Here is a 19,721-nt window from a genome sequence, read left to right on the forward strand (position 1 = left end):
AGGGTGGCACGAGCACGGGTAGACCGACGAGGTGACATGGATGCGCCGGGTCAGCGCTTACGTACGCGACGCTTGGGCGGGATCGCGCGCGGGCGCGGAACATCCGCTGCGTGCCAGGCCTTGGCGATGGCCCATGCGACGGCCGCGATCGGCACCGACAGCACGGCGCCGACGATGCCGCCGAGGATGGTTCCGGCGGTCAACCCCACCAGAATGACGAGCGGATGCAGCTTGAGCGACTGAGCCATGACGACCGGCTGCAGAAAGTTGCCCTCGAGCTGGTTGACGGCGATCACGATGATGATGACGATCAGCGCGACGCCCGGCCCGCTCGCGACGAGGGCCACCAGGGCGGCGAGGACACCGGCCGCGGTCGCACCGATCAGCGGAATGAACGCTCCGAGGAACACGATCACCGCCAACGGCAGGGCAAGCGGCACCTGCAGAATGGCCAGGCCGACACCGATCGCGGTTGCATCGACGGCGGCGACGATCGCCGTGCCGCGCACGTAGCCGCCGAGCACCCGCAGCGAGGTCTGGCCGATGCGGCGCCCGCGGGCGAGGCGCTCGCCCTTGAAGGGCGTCAGGAAGAAGTTCCAGATTTGGTCGCCGTCCTTGAGAAAGAAGAACAGAATGACCACAAGCAGCACGGCCCCGGTCACCAGCTCGAACACTACCGACGCTCCGGCGAGCGCTCCGGTGCCGAACTGACTGCTGGTGAGGAAATCGACCACCGCGGTGCGCGCGTCGTCTATCTGCTTCTCATCGATCTGGATCGGCCCCTCGATGAGAAACTGTTGCAGCCGATCGATGCCCTGGGAGGCCGAGGAAAATAGCTCGTTCCACTGATCGCGCACCGCGAAGACGATGAGCGTGATGATGCCGCCGAAAAAGGCAATGCCGCCGAGCAGGGTGATCCAGGTGGCCAGAATCGCAGCGACGCCGCGCCGGCGCAGGCCGTTGATGACCGGGCTCAATGCTGCGGCGAGGATGATGGCGATCAGCACGGGAATAACGACGAGCTTGAGCTGCACCAGCCCGTAGATGACCACGGCGGACAGGAGGATGACGAGCAGAATCTGCCCGCTACGCAATCCGAGCCAGCCGAGTCGGTCGGTCAGCGGGGTACGAGAAACCAAGGGCGTGGGGTCGTCTTGTGCGCGCATACACCCAGCCTAGACATCCGCTACGCAGAAACCTCGACCGACCGGCTCTTTGGCCGATTCACTCGAGGGTGGCCGCGACCGTGTCGAGAATGGATTCGTCACCGGCAAAGATGCCGCGCTCGCGCGGTCAGGGTGGGCATGGTCGCATTCCACGGCCCGTCGGCGAGCGACCGCCACGACAGGTGATCGTAGGTGAAGGCATGATCGAAACCGTACGGCTCGGCGCCGGAGCGGTTGCAATGTCGGTGGCCGGTGCCAGACTCTGATCATGGACACTTTGCCGTATCCGCTGAATCCCAGGCTCCCCCCGCACTGCACGATCGTTCCGCCGTACCTGCTCGTGCGGCTGGCGAAACTTGACGGCCCCCGATTCGCACAGGCCGCGGCGGCCGCGCGGCAGTCGCTGCTGCGGGACTCGCAGATTCGGCAATTGCGCGGTGGGGGGCGTCCATTTGCCTATTCCGGGGCTCGCACTCTGCCTACTCGTACCCCGGGCGAGTTTGACCGCACAATTTCAGATGCTGGCGGCCAGGAGCGCCTGCCCGGTCGCCGGGTGCGCGCCGAAGGCCAAGCGCCCGGTAGCGATCCAGCCGTGAATGAGGCGTACGACGGTCTCGGCTCCACCCAGACCCTGTTCTGGTCGCAGTTCGGTCGGGACAGCGTCGACGGCTCCGGACTTCCGCTGGACGCGACCGTGCACTACGGCAAGCAGTACGACAACGCCTTTTGGGATGGCGAACGCATGGTGTTCGGCGACGGTGACGGGGAGGTCTTCAACCGATTCACGATTTCGCTCAGTGTGATCGGGCACGAGCTCACACACGGCGTCACTCAGTTCACGGCAAACTTGGAATACCGGGGCCAGTCGGGGGCCTTGAACGAGTCCATCTCCGACGTCTTCGGCGCCCTGGTCGAGCAGCACGCCAGAAAACAATCGACGGCCGAGGCCAGCTGGCTGATCGGCAAAGGCCTGTTCACCGACCAAGTCGAGGGCGAAGCCCTCCGTTCGATGAAAGCGCCCGGTACGGCGTACAACGACGATGTCCTCGGTAAGGATCCGCAGCCCGCCAGCATGGCCGGCTACGTTGAAACGGAGGACGACAATGGCGGGGTGCACCTGAACTCGGGCATCCCCAACCGTGCGTTCTTCCTGGTTGCGGAGAGTCTCGGCGGCAATGCCTGGGAAACACCCGGTCGCATTTGGTACGACACGCTGACCGGCACCGGTCTCGACCGGAGGAGCAACTTTGCCGCCTTCGCGGCGGCAACGGCCGACACGGCCGCTCGTCTCTACGGCAACAGTTCCACCGCCCACGACGCGGTTCTGCAGGCCTGGGCGACGGTCGGTGTGGTGGCGGCATCCCCTGCACCGGCACTCACGCAACCCACATTGCCGACGCCACCAGCCCCGGCCCAACCACCGGAGTAACATCGCGCCATGAAAGTCATCGTCTCTCGCAGCGGCGGGATGGCGGGCATCCGCCTGACATGGGAAGTCCAGGTCGAAGAACAACCCGACCCGATTCTCTGGACCGAGTTTCTGAACTCCCTGCCCTGGGACGAGGTCACCGACAGCGAGGCCACCCCCGACCGGTTCGCCTACCGCATTCGGTGTGCCCCACACGAAGTGGTGCTCGCCGAACAGGAGATGAACGGTCCGTGGCGCGATCTGGTCAACCGGGTCAGGGCCGCCAACGGCATGTAGCCGCCTGAGCGCTGCAGCCGGCGCTACTTTTTGGGGCGACGGCCCCAGCGCGGCCGGCGATCCGGATCATCGGTCAGTGCCGCTTCAATGTGCCCGTCGACCTGGTCGCCGAAGTGATCGTCGAAGTTCTTCTCGAGGTTCGCGGTGACGGTCTTGCCGACGCGGCGAGCCATCTCCTCGCGGCGCTGGCGGCGCTCAGCGCTGACGAGCACCTCGTGTTCGGTGCGGAATGCCCGGTAAGTGGCGATACACATACCGATCATGACGATACTCACCGGAATCGCAGTCAGAATCGCACCGGTCTGCAACGCAGCGAGCCCACCGGCCAGCAATAGGGCGATGGCCACGATTCCGCTGAGACTCGCCCACATGATGCGGCTCCACTTGGGCGGGTTGGTGTCGCCGCCGGAGGCGAGCATGTCGATCACGAGAGAACCAGAGTCAGCCGAGGTAATGAAGAAAATCGCCACGACAATAACCGCGAGCACCGAGAGGATGCCGCCGAGCGGCAGCTGACCGAGAAAGTTGAACAGCACGTTCTCGGAAATGATCCCGACCGCGGGGTCGAAGAGCCCGCCGCCATCGCCCTCCCAGGCGAGGCGGATGGCGCTTCCACCCATGGCAGCAAACCAGACGAAGGTAACCAGGGTCGGAACGAGGAGCACGCCCGCGATGAACTCGCGCACGGTACGGCCACGCGAGATACGGGCGATGAAGACACCGACGAACGGCGCCCACGAGATCCACCAGCCCCAGTAGAAAATCGTCCAAGCGCCCTGCCAGTCGATACCGGCCTGGCCGGTGAAGGTAGCGGCGTCGAAGGTGAGTCCAACGATGTTTTGAAAATACCCGCCCATGGACTCGACGAGTAGGCGCAGCAGGTACAGGGTGGGGCCGAGAGCCAGCACGGCGATCAGGAGCAGTCCGGCCATGCCGAGGTTGATGTTGGAGAGCCATTTGATGCCCTTGCCGACACCACTGACCACGGAGACAGTGGCGATGGCCGTTATCACGATTATGAGCACAACGAGGAGGGTGTTGTTGACGTCTCCCACCACACCGAGGTAACTCAGCCCGGCTGCAATCTGTTTGACCCCCAGGCCGAGCGAGGTTGCCACTCCGAACAGCGTTCCGACAATGGCGATGACGTCGATGGCATCACCCAGGCGGCCGTTGACCCGGTCACCGAGCAGGGGCTCCAGCGCCCAGCGAATGGATACCGGGCGCCCCTTGCGGTGAATGGAGTAGGCCAGAGCGAGCCCCACCACGGCGTAGATGGCCCAGGCGTGGAAGCCCCAGTGCAAGAAGGTCTGCGACATGGCGGCCGCAGCGAGCTCCCGCGAGCCCCCGGTCACGCCGGGTTTTGGGTCTGTAAAGAAGGTGAGCGGCTCGGCCGCCCCCCAGAACACGAGGCCGATGCCCATACCGGCCGCGAACAGCATGGCAAACCAGCTCATGATGCCAAATTCGGGCTTATCGTCGTCTTGGCCGAGCTTGATGTCGCCGAAACGGCTTGCACCCATCCAGATCGCGAACACCACGAACGCGGCCACGATGACCATATAGTACGGGCCGAGGCCAGCCACTACCCAGCCTTGCAGCAGGGCGAGAACATTGCCTGTGCGCACCGGGAAGGCGATGGCGACGATGACGACGGCGAGAATGATGCCGAGCGCCGGATAAAACACTCGGGGTGCAGAAACGACGAAACGTCGGGATTTAGTCGGGCTACTCTTCGGCGTTCTGGCCGGTACTTCGGGTTGTGCGCTCACTCGGACCTTCTCAAAAAATAGAATTCGGCGCGCGATGGAAATACGGTGCTGCACTGCCAGGAACCTGCCCCACCGGGCAAAAATTCCAGCCTACAGGTATGCGGCCCACGTTGTCGGGGCAATATGCTTTATTGCGTGTTTGCCAACTCCGGCGCAGCAATCGGGTCTCTCCCCCTCGCCCTGAAGCTTCCGGCGTGTGACGATGGATCATGACTTTCGACGATGCGAACGCGGCTGCAGTAGCGGTGCAGATTCTCAGCGATGAAGAATGTTGGGATGCGCTGCTCTCGGCCAGTCTGGGGCGCCTCGCGGTGTCCGCGGGCGGGATACCCGATATTTTTCCGGTCAACTTCATCGCCGCCGACCGGCGGCTGTTGTTTCGCACCGCAGCCGGTACCAAACTGGTCGAACTCACGGTCAACAACCGGGTTGCTTTTGAAACGGATGGCGTCGGCCGGGACGACGCGTGGAGCGTCGTCGTGCATGGAACGGCCAGGGCGCTTGATACCCAGGGTGACATCGATGTTGCCGGGGGCTTGCCGTTGCGACCGCTGATTCCAACGGTCAAGCCGGTCTTCGTCGAGATCGTGCCCGCATCGATCACCGGCCGGCGGTTCCCACTCGGCCCAGAGCCGGCAGCGACCCTGCTCTAGCCGCCCTGCGCTGATATCTGGTGGCGTTGCTTTCCGTCGCCACGAACCGGGGCAAACATGATGAACGGCACCGGCCGAGATGCGACTTTATCAGCGGCATCCCGGCCGGTGTGGCACTTCGGGTGGGACTCCGCCTAGCTCACGCCGAGCAGGTCGATGACGAAGATCAGGGTCTGGCCGGACAGACGGTGGCCGGAACCGGCTGGCCCGTAGGCGAGGTGCGGGGGCACAATGAGCTTGCGCCGGCCGCCGACCTTCATTCCGGGAATACCCTGCTGCCAGCCGGCGATGAGCGAACGCAGCGGAAAGTTGATCGACTGGCCCCGGTTCCAGGACGAGTCGAACTCATCGCCGGACGAGAACTCGACGCCAAGGTAGTGCACGTCAACGGTGGCACCGGCGGTGGCCTCGGCGCCGTCACCGACGACGACATCGGTAATCTCGAGTTGTTCGGGCGCTGCGCCCTCGGGGAAGTCAATTTCGGGCTTGGAATTCAAATCAGTCATGCCCCTATCCAACCGGATTCAGCGCCGGAATGCACACCGAGCGGGACCTTCAAAAATAATGCTTGCGCCCGGTCGCCGACGGGTGCACTCTTGACGTACACCAACTCGTCGCATCGGTAGAGTCGTCGGCATTGCCACACCACCGAGGCGGCGGGTTTCTGTTTGTGCTGATCTTGCAACCGAAGAATCGCGGTCCGGGTGAGCGCGACTACCGTGCCGCTGGCGCCGCACCGGGCAGTGTCGGCCCGAGTACGTCGGCCCGATGATTCATCAGGAGCTGGAACAATCGCGCCTCATAGGCGTGCAGTGCCGGGGTGCTCTGGCCACGAACGAGGCGGTCGCGCACGAAGGCGAGCCGCGTGGCATCCGCTATGAAGCGCCTCATTGCGAGTTTCTTCGATCGGTCCTGTCGTCTGCCCCAGGCCAGCGCCTGGCGTCGGCCGGTGCCGGTTCCCAGCATGGAAACCTCCGCCGGCGTGAACCACCCGGCCTGCGAGTATTCGTGCAGCCGGCGCAGGGTGATGCGTTCCTCCTGGCGGCGCAGGAACACCACGATCAGGATGGCGACGATGAACAACGGCACCTGCACAACCACGTAGTAGAACAGCATCGAGGCGTCGCCGGCGAGCACGAAGGTTGAGCCGTTCCAGAGCGCATGCAGGGCGATCGCGGGCACCAGGCCGAGCAGAAAGTAGCCAACCGCTGCGCTCTTGGTGGCGCCGCGGCGCGCCGCCAGGCCGAGAGCGAGCCCGATGCAGATCGTGAACGTGACGTGCGCGAACGGCGAGAATACCCCACGCAGCAGAAAGGTGATGCCGAGGCTCTGCGCGGTGCCCTCGGTCATGGCCAGGCCGAAGTACTGAATATTCTCCGAGAACGCGAAGCCGGCCGCGATCGTGGTGGCGTAGACGACGCCGTCGACGGGGCCGCCGAAATGTCGTCGCACCGCCCAGAACAACACGAGCACGCCAAAGCCCTTGGCGACTTCCTCCACGATCGGGGCTTGAATAACAGCGGATGCGAAATCACTCCCGGTGAGCGCGCCCGCGCTGGCCGCAATCGTGATCTGCACGCCGAGGTCGAACACCAGGGCGCTGAAAATGGAGATTCCGGCGCCCCAGAGCAGCGCGAAGATCAACGCGGGCCGCGGCTCCGGGTCCCAGCGATCGATCCAGCGCACCGCGAGTAGCACGACGGCCAGCGGCAGCAGAGCCAGGAGCAGTCCGAACAGCAGCGCGCCGGTTCCGAGGAAGGTGGTCAAATACACGAACACAACGAGCAGGGCCAGCCCGGCGAGCACGATGCCGACAACGGCAACGACGATGCGGCCGGCGCGCGACGGGCGCACCGGCCGGCTCCAGACCGGTTGCACCGGGGCCGGACTCGCCTGCACGGGAAGAGACTGTTCCGGCCTCTGCACGGGGGCCGGGTCGTGGCCTGGTGTCTGGTCGAGGCTCATGATTAGAGAATACCGGCCCCGGTACCGGGAACGATGTGAAAATCGACCGGGTACCGCCCGCGCCACTCAGGCGTCGAACATGGTGCCGGGGTTCAGAATACCCAACGGGTCAAAGACCGCTTTAAGCTGGCGTTGCAAGGCGAGGCTCGTGTCGCCGATCTCGCCCTGCAGCCAGCGACGCTTCAGAACGCCGACGCCGTGTTCGCCGGTGAGCGTGCCGCCGAGGGCGAGCGCCGCCTGGAACAGCTCATCAGCGGCCGCCCAAATTTCCTCGGGCACCGACGCATCCGCAGTGTCGCCGCGCGGAATGACGAAGTTGGGATGCAGGTTGCCGTCGCCGGCGTGGGCGACCGTAGGAATGGCGATGCCGGTGCGGGCGCTGATCTCAGCGATCGCGGCGAACATTTCGGCCATGCGCGAGCGTGGCACCGCCACGTCTTCGATGAGCACCCGACCGAACTGCTCCAGGGCCGGGTGCATGGCACGGCGAATGGCCAGCAGGCGCTCGCCCGAGGCAGCATCCGTGGACAGGCTGGCTTCCCCACCGGCGGCCCGCAATACCGCCAGAGCCGCCTCGGCCTCGGCGAGCGCTGCCGGGCCGTCGGTCTGCACGAGCAGAAACGCACCCCGCCCCAACGGCAGTCCGGCCGAGCCTTCTGGCCCAAGGTAGGTGGCGACCAGACCGAGTGCGACCGGGTCGATCAGTTCCATGATGGCGGGACGAATGCGTGCAGCCGTGACGGCAGCGCTGGCTGCGGCCGCCGCCGTGACCGTCTCAAAGACCGCACCGATCGTGGCTACCGTGCCCGGGGTCAGCGACCGCACCCGCACGGTCGCCTCGACGATGACCCCGAGTGTGCCCTCGGATCCGGTCAGCAGCGCGGTGAGGTCGTAGCCGGTGACGCCCTTGACTGTGCGATGCCCGGTGTGCAGCAGGCTGCCGTCGGCGAGCACGACGGTCAGGCCGAGTACCGCCTCCCGGGTGACCCCGTATTTGGCGCACAGCAAGCCGCCGGCGTTCGTGGCGATGTTGCCACCGACGGTGGAGATGGCTTTGCTGGCCGGGTCTGGGGCGAACCAGAGGTTCTGCTGCGCGAGCACGTCGTTGAGGTGCTGATTGATCACGCCCGCTTCGACGACGGCGAGTTCGTCGTCGGGGTTGATCTCGAGGATGCGGCCCAGTCCGGCCACACTCAACACGATGGAACCGTCGGTGCCGCAGGCACCGCCCGCCAGGCCGGTTCCGGCGCCGCGGGTTACCACCGGCACCCGAAATTCGGTTGCTATGCGCAGCACCGCTTGAACGTGGCCCACCGTCGTGGCGCGAACGACGGCGAGCGGTGTGCCGTCGGCCACCCAGCCAGACTTGTCGGTGCGGCTGGCCGCCAAGTCCTGGGGGTCGACGCTGACGAGACGTCCGAGCTCGGACTGGAGGCGCAGCAGTGCGTTCATCGCACCAGCCTATCGAGCCGTTCCATGTCTGATTTTCGCTACCCTGGGGCGGCCACGCGTGGCAGGCTCAAGGGGTGACCACCTCTCCCGCCACCCGGACCGGGCTGACCGACCCGGTCTTCGCCGAGCGTTACCGCATCATGTGTTCGCGAGACACCCGGTTCGACGGCCAGTTCATCACCGGCGTGCACACGACCGGAATCTACTGCCGGCCGAGCTGCCCGGCTACCACGCCCAAACCCGGCAATGTCTCGTTCTACCTCACGGTTGCGGCCGCCCATGATGCCGGGCTGCGGGCCTGCAAACGCTGCCTGCCCGACGCGGTACCCGGCTCCCCCGCCTGGAACATGCGAGACGATCTCGCCGCCCGATCGATGCGACTCATTTCTGACGGTGTCGTGGAGCGTGATGGTGTTCCGGGCCTCGCCGCCCGGCTCGGCTACACTCCGCGCCATCTCACCCGAGTGCTCGTCGCCGAGCTCGGTGCCGGTCCGCTCGCGCTCGCCCGGGCTCATCGTGCGCAGACCGCCCGCCTGCTCTTGCTGAGCACCGACCTGCCGATCACCGACGTGGCCTTCGCCGCCGGGTTTGGCAGTGTGCGCCAGTTCAACGACACCGTCGTCGCCGTGTACGAACGTACCCCGTCCGAAGTGCGCGCTGCCCGGCGGACAGCGCCTGAGCACGCCGCTCCGGTCGTCGATCAGGCCGAAACCAGAATCACGCTGCAGCTGCCGGCACGGGCACCGTTCGACGGTGCCGGCGTGCTGCGGTTTCTCGGCACGCGCGCGCTGCCCGGCGTCGAGAGCGCCACCGGCACGAGCTACGCCCGCACCGTGCGGTTGCCGCACGGCACGGCCGCGGTTGAGGTGACCCTGTCGGGAACGGAGGCGGCCCCCGCGCTGGCCTGCAGCATCCGTCTCGCGCATCTCGCCGATCTGGCACCGCTGGTCAGCCGGGTGCGCCGCCTGTTCGATCTCGATGCCGATGCATCGGCGATCGACCGTCACCTCGGGGCAGACCCGGCGCTGGCTGCATCCGTCACCCAGACCCCGGGTATCCGCGTGCCGGGCAGCATGGATCCCGAGGAGACACTTTTTCGGGCGCTGATCGGGCAGCAGATCTCGGTCGCAGCCGCCCGCACCGCGCTGACGCGACTGGCCGACGCACTCGGTGAGCGTCTGCCCGGCCCGGAGCCGCGGCTGGTGTTTCCCACGCCGGCGCAGATCGCCGCGGGCGGTCGCGCGGTCCTGCGCGGGCCGGGTGCCCGCATCGAGACCATTCTGCGGGTCGCGCAGGCTCTGACATCGGGCGATCTGGCGCTGTCGTTCGGGCAGACGCGCGCCGAGCTGGAGGCCAGCCTCGTAGCGCTGCCCGGGATCGGACCGTGGACGGCCGGGTATGTGGCTATGCGGGTGCTCGGTAGCCCCGACATTCTGCTGACGAGTGACCTGGCACTGCGGCAGGGTGCCGTCCGTTTCGGGCTCACCGGTGAACAGCGTGCTCTGGCTGCCCGCGGGGCCGACTGGGCTCCGTGGCGCAGCTATGCCGGAATGCACCTGTGGCTGGCGACTTCCCCGATATCCTCCAAGCAGACCGTTCGAGGGTTGGAGTACCCCACAGGGCGACCCCGGGGCAGGGCCAGCTAGCCTAGAAGAGTGAAATTTGCGCATCTGAGAGTTGACGGCTCCTCCGTTCCACGATTGGCCGTGATCTTCGACGATGCGGCACTGTTTCTCGACGACGTCACGGACGACGCCCCCCGCGACCTGCAAGACCTGCTCGAACGGGGCGACGCCGGGTATGAACGCATCCGCGCGATCAGCCTGGACGCCGTCTCCAACGGTGCCGTACTGACCCCGGTCGACGAACTGCGGCACTCCTCCGCGGTGCTCCGACCGCCACAGATCATCGCGATCGGCGCCAATTATGCCGCCCATTCCTCCGAGCTGAGCTTGCGCCTCGAAACGTCGGCGACCGTGTTCTCGCTCTGGCCGAACTCGCTCACCGGGCACGGCTCAACCATCACCTGGCCGCGCGACCTCACCACCCAGGTCGATTACGAAGCCGAACTCGGCGTCATCATCGGCCGTCCGGCCCGCAACGTGTCGGTCGCCGACGCCCTGGACTATGTCTTCGGTTACACGGTCGTCAACGACATCACCGCGCGCGACCTGCAGTTCTCCGAGGCACAGTGGTCGCGCTGCAAGTCCTTCGACGGATTCACCCCAACCGGCCCGCTCGTGGTCACCGCCGATGAGATCGGTGACCCACAGAACCTTTGGCTGACCACCCACGTCGACGGTCGCATTCTGCAGGACGCGTCGAGCGGCGACATGGTGCGCACGGTCGCGGAGATCATCTCCTACCTCTCGAAAACGTCTACACTGCTGCCCGGAACGCTGATCTCCACCGGCAGCCCGGGGGGTGCCGGTTACAGCCGCAAACCCCCGATCTTCCTCGGCGAAGGGTCGACCGTAACCATTTCGATCGACAAGATCGGCATGCTCACCACGCACTGCCGCGAAATCTAGCCGCGCTCACTTCAGCTCGTCAAAGTCGGGGGTCGTCCTTGCCGTCGAGGGCGAGCAGCTCGTCCTCGACGATGCCGCCGTAGCCATCCGCTTGCGGGTCTCGGTGCAATCCGCCCGAAACCGCGTATTGCTCCTCGGGCGAGAGGACCAGCCGTTTGCGCCCCCAGATGGCAAATGCCGCCAGCATGACGACGTAGACCACGGCAATAGCCGCAATCGCTGGCCGGGCCGGCTCGTTGATGAAAAATCCGAAGAAGATCGCTACTGAGAGGATGCCGGCGATAACAGCTCCGGGAACCCCCCACGGGCTGCGGTAGGGGCGGCTGGCGTTCGGAAACCTTCTGCGCAACAGCACAAAGGAAACCATCTGCAGCACGTAGGCGACCACAGCGCCCCAGACGGCTATGTTGAGCACGATAGCACCGGCGACGCCCCCGGCCCCGCCGAGCGAATCGACCAGCACAAGCGCCACAAAACCGATAATCGCACCCACCAGCAGGGCGATGGCCGGAGTCTGTCGCTTTCCCGTGAGCGACAAGAATTTGGGGTAATAACCGGCCCGAGACAGCGAGTACATGTTGCGTCCGTAGGCGAACATGATCCCCTGCAAGGATGCCAGAAGCCCGATCAACGCGAACAGGGCCAGCACCGCTGCGGCGCCGTCGCCCACGATAGCCCGAAACCCATCGAGCAAGGGCTCGCTCGATCCGGCAATCTCGGAAGCGCCGACTACGCCGGTATTGAGAAACAAGACGAGCAGCCCGGTGACGATCAGCGTGGTGCGGGCAATGAGGCCGGCACGCGGAATATCTCGCACCGGATTGTGCGATTCCTCGGCGGCCAGTGGAAGTTCCTCGATGCCCAGGAAGAACCACATGGCGTACGGCAGAGCGAACAGGATCGGAATGATCCCGTGGGGCAGGAATGCGCTCTGGCCGGCATCCGGCGCGATGTTGAAAAGACGGTCCCAGCTGAACAAGCCCGAGAAGGCGGCCATGGCCGAAAACACCAACAGAATGGCGATGGAGATGATCGCCACGACAATGGCGAATTTGAAGGATATGGCCGCCCCGGCAGCGTTCAGAGCGATGAAGGCCACATACAGAATGACCCACCACAGCCACGGCGGCAGGGAGATGCCGAGAAGTTCCTGCGTTATTCCGTCGGCGTAGGAGGCGGAGAAATACACGATGACCGCAGTGGTCGCCACGTATTCGATGGTCTCGGCGAGCCCCGTGACGAATCCGCCCCAGGGCCCCATTGCCGCTCGGGCAAACGAGTAGGCCCCGCCGGTGTGCGGCATAGCTGCCGCCATCTCACCGATGCTGAAGATCATGCCGTAATACATGACGATGAGAACCAGGAAGGCGATCAACATTCCGCCAAAACCGGCAAAGTCGATACCGAAATTCCAGCCCGAAAAGTCCCCGGAGATCACCGCTGCCACGGCCAGACCCCACAGGCCCCAGATGCCGGCACTGCGGGTCAGCCGGCGCTTCTCAAAATATCCAGCCTGCGCCGTGCTGTACTTCACGCCTGAAACTTTCAAGGTGTCTTTGGACATCTCAATTCCTTTTCGCTCGTTGCGCGCCCGATGGCGAAAACTGCGGTCGGGGAGCAATCGTTCAGTGAGGTTGCCATGATGCTAGGGGCTGAATGGTGCGGTGTATATACCTTTGAGAAAAATTGAGGACCTCGATCCAGGCAGTAGTGCCGCACTTTGCGCGGGCGAAGTGTGGTCTAATGGTGGAAAATCGCACGATTGACCCGCTCTATCCCTTGACCCGCTCAATGAGGAGAAGCTCAGTGGCTACTCGATCCGGAAACCTGACCCTCGACGAATTGACCGTTCTGGTTTCCCGGCGCGAGATCGACACGGTGATCGTCGCGTTCACGGATATGCAGGGCCGCCTCGTGGGTAAACGACTCTCCGCTCGGCTGTTCCTGGAGGATGCGGCCGCGCATGGCGCGGAATGTTGCAATTACCTTCTCGCCGTCGACGTGGAAATGAACACCGTCGAGGGCTACTCCACGTCGAGCTGGTCGCACGGCTACGGCGACATGGCCATGATTCCCGACCTCGACACGCTGCGCCTGGCTCCCTGGCTCCCCGGAACCGCCCTGGTCACCGCCGACCTGCACTGGCTCGATGAAAAACCCGTGCTCGCCTCGCCACGCCAGATTTTGCGTCGGCAATTGGATCGACTGGCCGAACACGGTCTCACTCCATTTTGCGCGACCGAGCTCGAGTTCATCATCTTCGACGACGGGTATCGCGAGGCGTGGAAAAAGGGGTACCACGGCCTCACCCCCGCCAGCGACTACAACATCGATTACTCGCTGCTGGCGTCGACGCGAATGGAACCGCTGCTGCGCGATATTCGTCTGGCCATGGACGGCGCGGGCATGTACTGCGAAGGAGTGAAAGGCGAATGTAATCTCGGGCAGCAGGAGATCGGGTTTCGGTATGCGACGGCACTGGCAACCTGTGACAATCATTCCGTCTACAAGAGTGGCGCGAAGGAGATCGCCGACGCGCACGGCAAGAGCCTTACTTTTATGGCCAAGTTCAACGAGCGCGAGGGCAACAGCTGCCATATCCACATCAGCTTGCAGGGCCCGGGTGGCGAACCGGTCTTTCACGACCCGGAGGCCGAGAACGGTATGTCGAAGTTGTTCCGACACTTCCTGGCCGGACAGCTCACCCTCATGCGTGAACTGACGTTGTTCTCCGCACCCAACATCAACTCGTACAAACGTTACGTTCTGGGCAGTTTCGCGCCGACCGCGCTGGCCTGGGGCTTCGACAATCGAACCTGCGCGCTGCGCGTCGTCGGGCACGGCCCTGCTCTGCGGGTGGAGAACCGGGTGCCAGGGGGCGACGTCAACCAATATCTGGCCGTTGCCGCCCTGATCGCGGCCGGCCTCTACGGCATCGAGCACGAACTTGAACTGGAACCTGCGTACCAGGGGAATGCGTACACCAGCGACGTGCCGCGAGTTCCGTCTTCCCTGCGCGAATCGGCCGAACTGTTCGCCGGTTCCATTGTGGCCCGTGAGGCCTTCGGTGACGAGGTCGTCGACCACTACCTGAACAACGCCCGCATAGAGGTGGAGTCTTACGACGCCGCCGTGACCGACTGGGAGCGGGTGCGCGGATTTGAGCGACTCTGACGCCGGACCGGTCATCGGCCTGACCACGTATCTGGAACAAGCCCAGACGGGGGTCTGGGATGTACCAGCCGCGATTCTGCCGCGCGTGTACTTCGACGCGATCACGCGCGCTGGCGGCATAGCCGTACTGTTACCCCCACAGCCGGTGAGCGCCGCCATCGCCAATCGCGTGCTCGACGGGCTCGACGCCCTGATCATCACCGGCGGGAAAGACGTCGACCCGGCCCGCTACGGGCAGCATCGGCACGCCCACACCGACGACCCCCGACCCGACCGAGACGCCTGGGAGGATGTCCTGCTGCACCAGGCCATCGCTCGCGAGCTGCCGTTCCTCGGCATTTGTCGGGGAGCGCAAATGCTCAATATCGCCCTCGGCGGCAGCCTGCACCAGCATCTGCCCGATCTGATCGGCAACACGACCTATCAGGCTGGCAATGGTGTGTTCAACGTCGTCGACGTTGCCGTTGAACCGGACTCGACGCTCAGTACGCTTCTCGGCGGCCAAACCCTGCTGCCCGGGGTGCCGGTGTACCACCACCAGGCCATCGACCGCGTCGCCGAAGGGCTGCGGGTGACGGCCACAACGCATGCCGGCATTGTGCAGGCGATCGAGCTCACGACTGTGCCGTTCGGGGTGGCCGTGCAATGGCATCCGGAGCAGGCGCCCGACGACCTTCGCCTCTTCACCGGACTGGTCAGTGCCGCCCGCGGCTACCGCGCAGCAGAGGCGCGCGCGTCCAGGCGCGCACTCTACGAGGAAGGAGACGCAACAGCATGAGCAGCTACACCGTCGTCAACCCGGCCGATGAATCGCTCGGTGAAACCGTCGAACACCTGAGCCGGGACGAAACAGACGAGGCGATCGCCCGCGCCGTCCAAGCCCAAAAGCTGTGGGCGCGCGTGGCTCCCGCCGACAAGTCCCGCGTCTTGCGCCGATTCGCCCAGGTCGTGGACGGTGACCGAGAAAACCTGGCCGGGATCGAGGTGCGCAATTCTGGGCATCCGATCACGCAAGCGCGCTGGGAAGCCGGGCATGTGCGTGATGTTCTCGAGTATTATGCGGCGGCACCTGAGCGACTTTTCGGCCAACAGATTCCGGTCGCTGGCGGTATCGATCTCACCTTTCACGAACCGCTCGGCGTCGTCGGAGTGATCACCCCGTGGAACTTTCCGATGACGATCGGCGCCTGGGGCTTCGCGCCGGCCCTCGCTGCCGGCAACGCCGTGGTGTTGAAGCCGGCGGAGTGGACACCGCTGTCGAGCATCCGTCTGGGTGAACTCGCCCTCGAAGCCGGGCTGCCGGAGGGACTGTTCCAGGTACTGCCGGGTCGTGGTTCGGTCGTGGGAACACGGTTCGTGACGCACCCCGACGTTCGCAAAATCGTGTTCACCGGCTCGACCGCCGTCGGCAAGCAGATCATGGCCGGTTGCGCGGACCAGGTCAAGCGGGTAACGCTCGAACTGGGCGGCAAGAGCGCCAATATCGTCTTCGCCGATGCGGATCTGGAACGTGCGGCCGCCGCGGCGCCGTCCGGCGTGTTTGAGAATGCGGGACAGGATTGCTGCGCTCGAAGCCGAATCCTGGTGCAGGCCAGCGCGATGGATCGATTCATGGAGCTGCTCGAACCGGCCGTGGCCGCGGTGCGGGTCGGCGACCCGACCGACCCGGTCACCGAGATGGGGCCCCTCGTCTCCCGCCAGCACCACGCTTTCGTCTCGGCGTATCTGCCGGAGGACGCACCGATCGCCTTCCGCGGCAGCGCTCCGACCGGTGCCGGATTCTGGATGGCTCCGACAGTGCTGCTCCCCCCGAGCCGCACGGACCGATGTGTGACCGAGGAGATCTTCGGCCCGGTTGTGACCGTGCTGCCCTTCCACGACGAAGACGACGCTGTGACGCTGGCGAACGATTCCCCGTACGGACTGTCCGGGTCGATCTGGACTCGCGATGTCGGCCGAGCCATTCGCGTGGCACGGGGGGTCGAATCGGGCAATCTGTCGATCAATTCGCACTCCTCGGTGCGCTACTCGACCCCCTTCGGCGGGTTCAAGCAATCCGGACTCGGTCGGGAGCTGGGGCCGGATGCGCCCCTGAACTTCACCGAAACCAAGAACGTTTTCATCGCGGCGGACTAGTCCCACACTAAGGAGAACCTGTGAGCATCACTCCCATCGACCTGACCCAGCGCCTGGCCGGCAAGATCGCCGTCATCACCGGCGGGGCCAGCGGCATCGGTCTGGCCACCGCGAAACGTTTCAGAGCCGAGGGCGCCACAGTCGTCGTCGGTGACCTCGACGACGAGGCCGGCCAAGCGGCCGCACTGCTGGTGGGGGGTCTGTTCGTGAGGGTCGACGTCACCAATCAGGAGCAGGTAGACCACCTCTTCGACACCGCATTTGAGACCTACGGTTCGGTGGACGTGGCCTTCAATAACGCAGGAATTTCACCGCCCGACGACGACTCCATCGAAACGACCGAACTGCCCGCCTGGCAAAAAGTGCAAGACGTGAACCTGAAGTCGGTGTACCTCTGCTGCCGCGCGGCTCTTCGCCACATGGTTCGGCAGGGCAGCGGTTCCATTATCAACACGGCAAGTTTCGTCGCCGTTCTGGGTTCGGCGACCAGCCAGATCTCCTACACCGCGTCCAAGGGCGGAGTGCTCGCAATGAGCCGGGAACTGGGCGTACAGTTTGCCCGCCAGGGTATTCGCGTGAATGCGCTCTGCCCGGGACCGGTCAACACACCGCTGCTGCAGGACTTGTTTGCGAAAGACCCCGAACGCGCCGCTCGGAGGCTCGTGCATATTCCGGTAGGTCGCTTCGCCGAACCCGAGGAACTCGCGGCGGCCGTTGCTTTTCTGGCCAGTGACGATTCATCATTCATAACCGGTTCGACTTTTCTCGTCGACGGTGGCATCAGCTCGGCCTATGTCACGCCAGAGTAGTGCGCCGACACCGACAGCTGGTCTGAACAGTGATCTGCTGTTGGGCCCGGTCTCGGGCACCAACACGTTCGAGGAGACGGTTCAACGCCTCCTGCAAACCGTGCGCCTGGGCCTTATCGCTCCGGGCGCTCGGCTGCCGCCGGAGCGCGAACTTGCGGCCAAGTTGCGCGTCAGTCGCGACACCCTGCGGGAGGCGATCGGGTCGCTGGCCGAGGCTGGCTACCTGATCCCCAAGCGCGGGCGATACGGCGGCACCTTTGTCAGCGAGGTCATTCCCACGCCGCGGGTGAATGCCACTGAGCCCCTAGCCGGCGACCCGCACCCGTCGATCACTGCCGCGGAGATCGATGATGTGCTCACCCTGCGCGACATTCTCGAGGTCGGCGCTGCCCGCGCCGCCGCCGGCCGGTTGCTGACACCGCCGGAGCGGGAGTTGCTCTGGTCCAGCCTCGGAGCGGCCGTGAACGCCGGCGCAGACGAATACCGCCGTGTCGATGCCCGCCTGCACCTGTATATCGGCGAGCTGGCCGGGTCGCCGTCGCTCGTACCGCTCCTCGCCGACGTGCGGATGCGCGTCAACGAATTGCTCGATGCCATTCCCCTGCTGTCGCCCAACATCGCCCATTCGAATCAGCAGCACGAACAGATCGTCATCGCGATTCTCACCGGTCGGCCGGATACCGCGGCCGAGGCCATGCGCGAGCACCTGAGCGGTACCGCCCTGCTCCTGCGCGGCTTTCTCGATTAGGCCCCTCTGGCGTCGCCGCAGCTCGAGCAGGCGAGCCGCAACATTCGCTCGCTGGGCCACTCAGCCGATGAGTGCCTCGACCGGGCCGCGCACGAAGTAGAGCACGAAACCGACCGCGACTACCCAGAGTAGCGGGCTGATCTCGCGACCCTTGCCCGAGAAGCTCCGCACGAGCACCCAGCTGATGAACCCGGCGCCGATGCCGTTGGCGATCGAGTAGGTCAGCGGCATCACGATGATGGTCAGGAAGATGGGCAGCGTGCTCGAGAACTCGGTAAAGTCGAGGTGGCGAATCTGCGACACCATGAGCGCCCCCACGATGACGAGGGCGGCGGCGGCCACTTCAAGCGGCACGATCTGGGTCAGCGGGGTGAAGAACATGGCGGCCAGAAAGAGAATGCCGGTGATCACGTTGGCTGCGCCGGTGCGCGCGCCCTCACCGATCCCAGCCCCCGATTCGATGAATACGGTGTTCGAAGAGGCGCTGGTTGCGCCGCCGGCGACGGCGCCGATACCCTCGACGATCAGTGCGGATTTCAGTCGCGGAAACTTGCCGTCCTGGTCGGCGAGCCCGGCCTCACTGGCCAGGCCGGTCATCGTGCCCATGGCGTCGAAGAAGTTCGTGAATACGAGGGTGAATACGAGCATGACGGCGGCGAGCATGCCAATGCGCTCGAATGCGCCGAAGGAGACCTGACCGATCAGGCCGAGGTCGGGCAGGGCAACGACACTCGTCGGCAGCACGGGGGCATTCAGGTTCCAGCCGGCCGGGTTGGTGCCGAGTGAGGGGCCGACCTTGAAGATGGCTTCCAAAATCACGGCGATGACCGTCGTCGCGACGATGCCGATCAACAGGGCGGCCTTGACCTTACGGGCTAGGAGCACGCCGATGATGATGAGTCCGACCACGAAAACCGCGGTCGGCAGGGTGGCGACCGAGCCGGCGTCACCGAGCTGAACCGGCGGCGAGTTCGCGCCGCTGGCCCGCACGAAGCCAGAGTCGACCAGGCCGATGAAGGCGATGAACAGACCGATGCCGACCGTGATGGCGATTTTCAGCTGGCGGGGAATGGCATTGAAGATGAGCTCGCGCAGGCCGGTCGAGGCGAGCAGCACGATGATGAGACCGTTGATGACGACGAGGCCCATCGCTTCGGCCCAGGTGACCTGGCCGACGACGCTCACAGCGAGGAAAGAGTTGATGCCGAGCCCGGCCGCGAAACCGTAGGGCAGTCGGGCGATGACGCCGAACAGAATCGTCATGACGCCCGCGGTCAGTGCGGTGACCGCGGCGACCTGCTCGTTGGGCAGCCAGCCGCCCTCCACGTCGACGGCGGCCTGACCGGCGCTGAACCCGCCAAGAATCAGCGGGTTGAGAATGACGATATAGGCCATCGTGACGAAGGTGACGACTCCGCCGCGAAATTCTCGGGACCAGCTGGAGCCGCGGCTGGTGACCTCAAAGTAAGCGTCGAGACGTGCCTTCAGGCCCCGTGCTGCCGGCTGCGGGGATGCCGCTTCGCTGGTTGTCTTAGTGTTCGAAATAGTGTGCTCCCGGTGCCGTGGCTCTCAACGCAAGGCTCTAGTCTACGACCGGGGCGGGCAGCTGG

Annotated in this window: 17 protein-coding genes; 10 read left to right on the forward strand and 7 right to left on the reverse strand. The window is 65.1% G+C overall.

Annotated elements, in window-relative coordinates; all coding sequences use genetic code 11:
• Positions 1-50: 50 nt before the first annotated feature.
• On the reverse strand, positions 51-1,166 hold the full coding sequence (locus E3T50_RS01920; RefSeq protein WP_134463867.1) for an AI-2E family transporter: 1,116 nt from the start codon (positions 1,164-1,166) through the stop codon (positions 51-53).
• 268 nt (positions 1,167-1,434) lie between these two features.
• Here E3T50_RS01920 and E3T50_RS01930 point away from each other — a divergent pair, with 268 nt between their 5' ends.
• Together E3T50_RS01930 and E3T50_RS01935 are read left to right on the forward strand one after the other, a co-directional pair.
• Positions 1,435-2,595 carry a M4 family metallopeptidase gene (locus tag E3T50_RS01930; protein WP_134550305.1) on the forward strand — a complete coding sequence of 387 codons (1,161 nt, stop codon included), beginning with the start codon at positions 1,435-1,437 and terminating at the stop codon, positions 2,593-2,595.
• A gap of 9 nt (positions 2,596-2,604) precedes the next feature.
• Positions 2,605-2,871 carry a protealysin inhibitor emfourin gene (locus E3T50_RS01935; RefSeq protein ID WP_134550306.1) on the forward strand — a complete coding sequence of 89 codons (267 nt, stop codon included), beginning with the start codon at positions 2,605-2,607 and terminating at the stop codon, positions 2,869-2,871.
• A 23-nt stretch (positions 2,872-2,894) separates the two neighbouring features.
• Here E3T50_RS01935 and E3T50_RS01940 read toward each other — a convergent pair whose 3' ends face one another.
• Positions 2,895-4,643: a BCCT family transporter gene (locus tag E3T50_RS01940; RefSeq protein WP_241990690.1), complete on the reverse strand. Its 1,749-nt coding sequence runs from the start codon at positions 4,641-4,643 to the stop codon at positions 2,895-2,897.
• Positions 4,644-4,852: 209 nt separating this feature from the next.
• Between E3T50_RS01940 and E3T50_RS01945 the strand changes: the two genes are divergently transcribed.
• A complete protein-coding gene (locus E3T50_RS01945) occupies positions 4,853-5,296 on the forward strand; it encodes a pyridoxamine 5'-phosphate oxidase family protein (RefSeq protein WP_134550308.1) in 444 nt (147 codons plus the stop codon).
• Between the two features lie 134 nt (positions 5,297-5,430).
• Here E3T50_RS01945 and E3T50_RS01950 read toward each other — a convergent pair whose 3' ends face one another.
• From E3T50_RS01950 to E3T50_RS01960, 3 genes are all read right to left on the reverse strand, one after another.
• Entirely contained in the window at positions 5,431-5,802 is a 372-nt protein-coding gene (locus tag E3T50_RS01950; RefSeq protein ID WP_134463875.1) for an FKBP-type peptidyl-prolyl cis-trans isomerase, read from the reverse strand.
• A 208-nt stretch (positions 5,803-6,010) separates the two neighbouring features.
• Positions 6,011-7,261, reverse strand: coding sequence for a PrsW family intramembrane metalloprotease (locus tag E3T50_RS01955; protein WP_134550309.1), 1,251 nt, complete (start codon positions 7,259-7,261; stop codon positions 6,011-6,013).
• A gap of 66 nt (positions 7,262-7,327) precedes the next feature.
• Positions 7,328-8,713 carry an FAD-binding oxidoreductase gene (locus tag E3T50_RS01960; RefSeq protein ID WP_134550310.1) on the reverse strand — a complete coding sequence of 462 codons (1,386 nt, stop codon included), beginning with the start codon at positions 8,711-8,713 and terminating at the stop codon, positions 7,328-7,330.
• A 74-nt stretch (positions 8,714-8,787) separates the two neighbouring features.
• On the opposite strand from E3T50_RS01960, the gene E3T50_RS01965 reads away from it, so the two are divergent.
• Positions 8,788-10,359, forward strand: a complete 1,572-nt coding sequence (locus E3T50_RS01965; RefSeq protein ID WP_255454253.1) for a DNA-3-methyladenine glycosylase 2 — start codon at positions 8,788-8,790, stop codon at positions 10,357-10,359.
• A 9-nt stretch (positions 10,360-10,368) separates the two neighbouring features.
• A complete protein-coding gene (locus E3T50_RS01970) occupies positions 10,369-11,244 on the forward strand; it encodes a fumarylacetoacetate hydrolase family protein (RefSeq protein WP_134463881.1) in 876 nt (291 codons plus the stop codon).
• Between the two features lie 19 nt (positions 11,245-11,263).
• Here E3T50_RS01970 and E3T50_RS01975 read toward each other — a convergent pair whose 3' ends face one another.
• On the reverse strand, positions 11,264-12,808 hold the full coding sequence (locus tag E3T50_RS01975; protein WP_134550311.1) for an amino acid permease: 1,545 nt from the start codon (positions 12,806-12,808) through the stop codon (positions 11,264-11,266).
• Between the two features lie 227 nt (positions 12,809-13,035).
• Here E3T50_RS01975 and E3T50_RS01980 point away from each other — a divergent pair, with 227 nt between their 5' ends.
• From E3T50_RS01980 to E3T50_RS02000, 5 genes are read left to right on the forward strand one after another with little or no spacing between them, the layout of a single operon-like run.
• Positions 13,036-14,418, forward strand: coding sequence for a glutamine synthetase family protein (locus E3T50_RS01980; RefSeq protein WP_134550312.1), 1,383 nt, complete (start codon positions 13,036-13,038; stop codon positions 14,416-14,418).
• Positions 14,405-15,196 carry a gamma-glutamyl-gamma-aminobutyrate hydrolase family protein gene (locus tag E3T50_RS01985; protein WP_134550313.1) on the forward strand — a complete coding sequence of 264 codons (792 nt, stop codon included), beginning with the start codon at positions 14,405-14,407 and terminating at the stop codon, positions 15,194-15,196. Before E3T50_RS01980 ends, E3T50_RS01985 begins: the two co-directional genes overlap by 14 nt.
• Positions 15,193-16,554 carry an aldehyde dehydrogenase family protein gene (locus E3T50_RS01990; RefSeq protein ID WP_134550314.1) on the forward strand — a complete coding sequence of 454 codons (1,362 nt, stop codon included), beginning with the start codon at positions 15,193-15,195 and terminating at the stop codon, positions 16,552-16,554. The genes E3T50_RS01985 and E3T50_RS01990 overlap by 4 nt, the downstream gene beginning before the upstream one ends.
• 20 nt (positions 16,555-16,574) lie before the next feature.
• Positions 16,575-17,363, forward strand: a complete 789-nt coding sequence (locus tag E3T50_RS01995; RefSeq protein ID WP_241990691.1) for a 3-oxoacyl-ACP reductase — start codon at positions 16,575-16,577, stop codon at positions 17,361-17,363.
• The gene (locus E3T50_RS02000; protein ID WP_134550315.1) at positions 17,347-18,111 is read left to right on the forward strand and encodes a FadR/GntR family transcriptional regulator; all 765 of its coding nucleotides are present in this window, start codon (positions 17,347-17,349) and stop codon (positions 18,109-18,111) included. The genes E3T50_RS01995 and E3T50_RS02000 overlap by 17 nt, the downstream gene beginning before the upstream one ends.
• 60 nt (positions 18,112-18,171) lie before the next feature.
• On the opposite strand, the gene E3T50_RS02005 is transcribed toward E3T50_RS02000, so the two are convergent.
• Positions 18,172-19,656, reverse strand: coding sequence for an NCS2 family permease (locus E3T50_RS02005; RefSeq protein ID WP_134550316.1), 1,485 nt, complete (start codon positions 19,654-19,656; stop codon positions 18,172-18,174).
• Positions 19,657-19,721: the final 65 nt, after the last annotated feature.

Source organism: Cryobacterium gelidum, from assembly GCF_004403985.1.
GTDB classification, from domain to species: domain Bacteria; phylum Actinomycetota; class Actinomycetes; order Actinomycetales; family Microbacteriaceae; genus Cryobacterium; species Cryobacterium gelidum.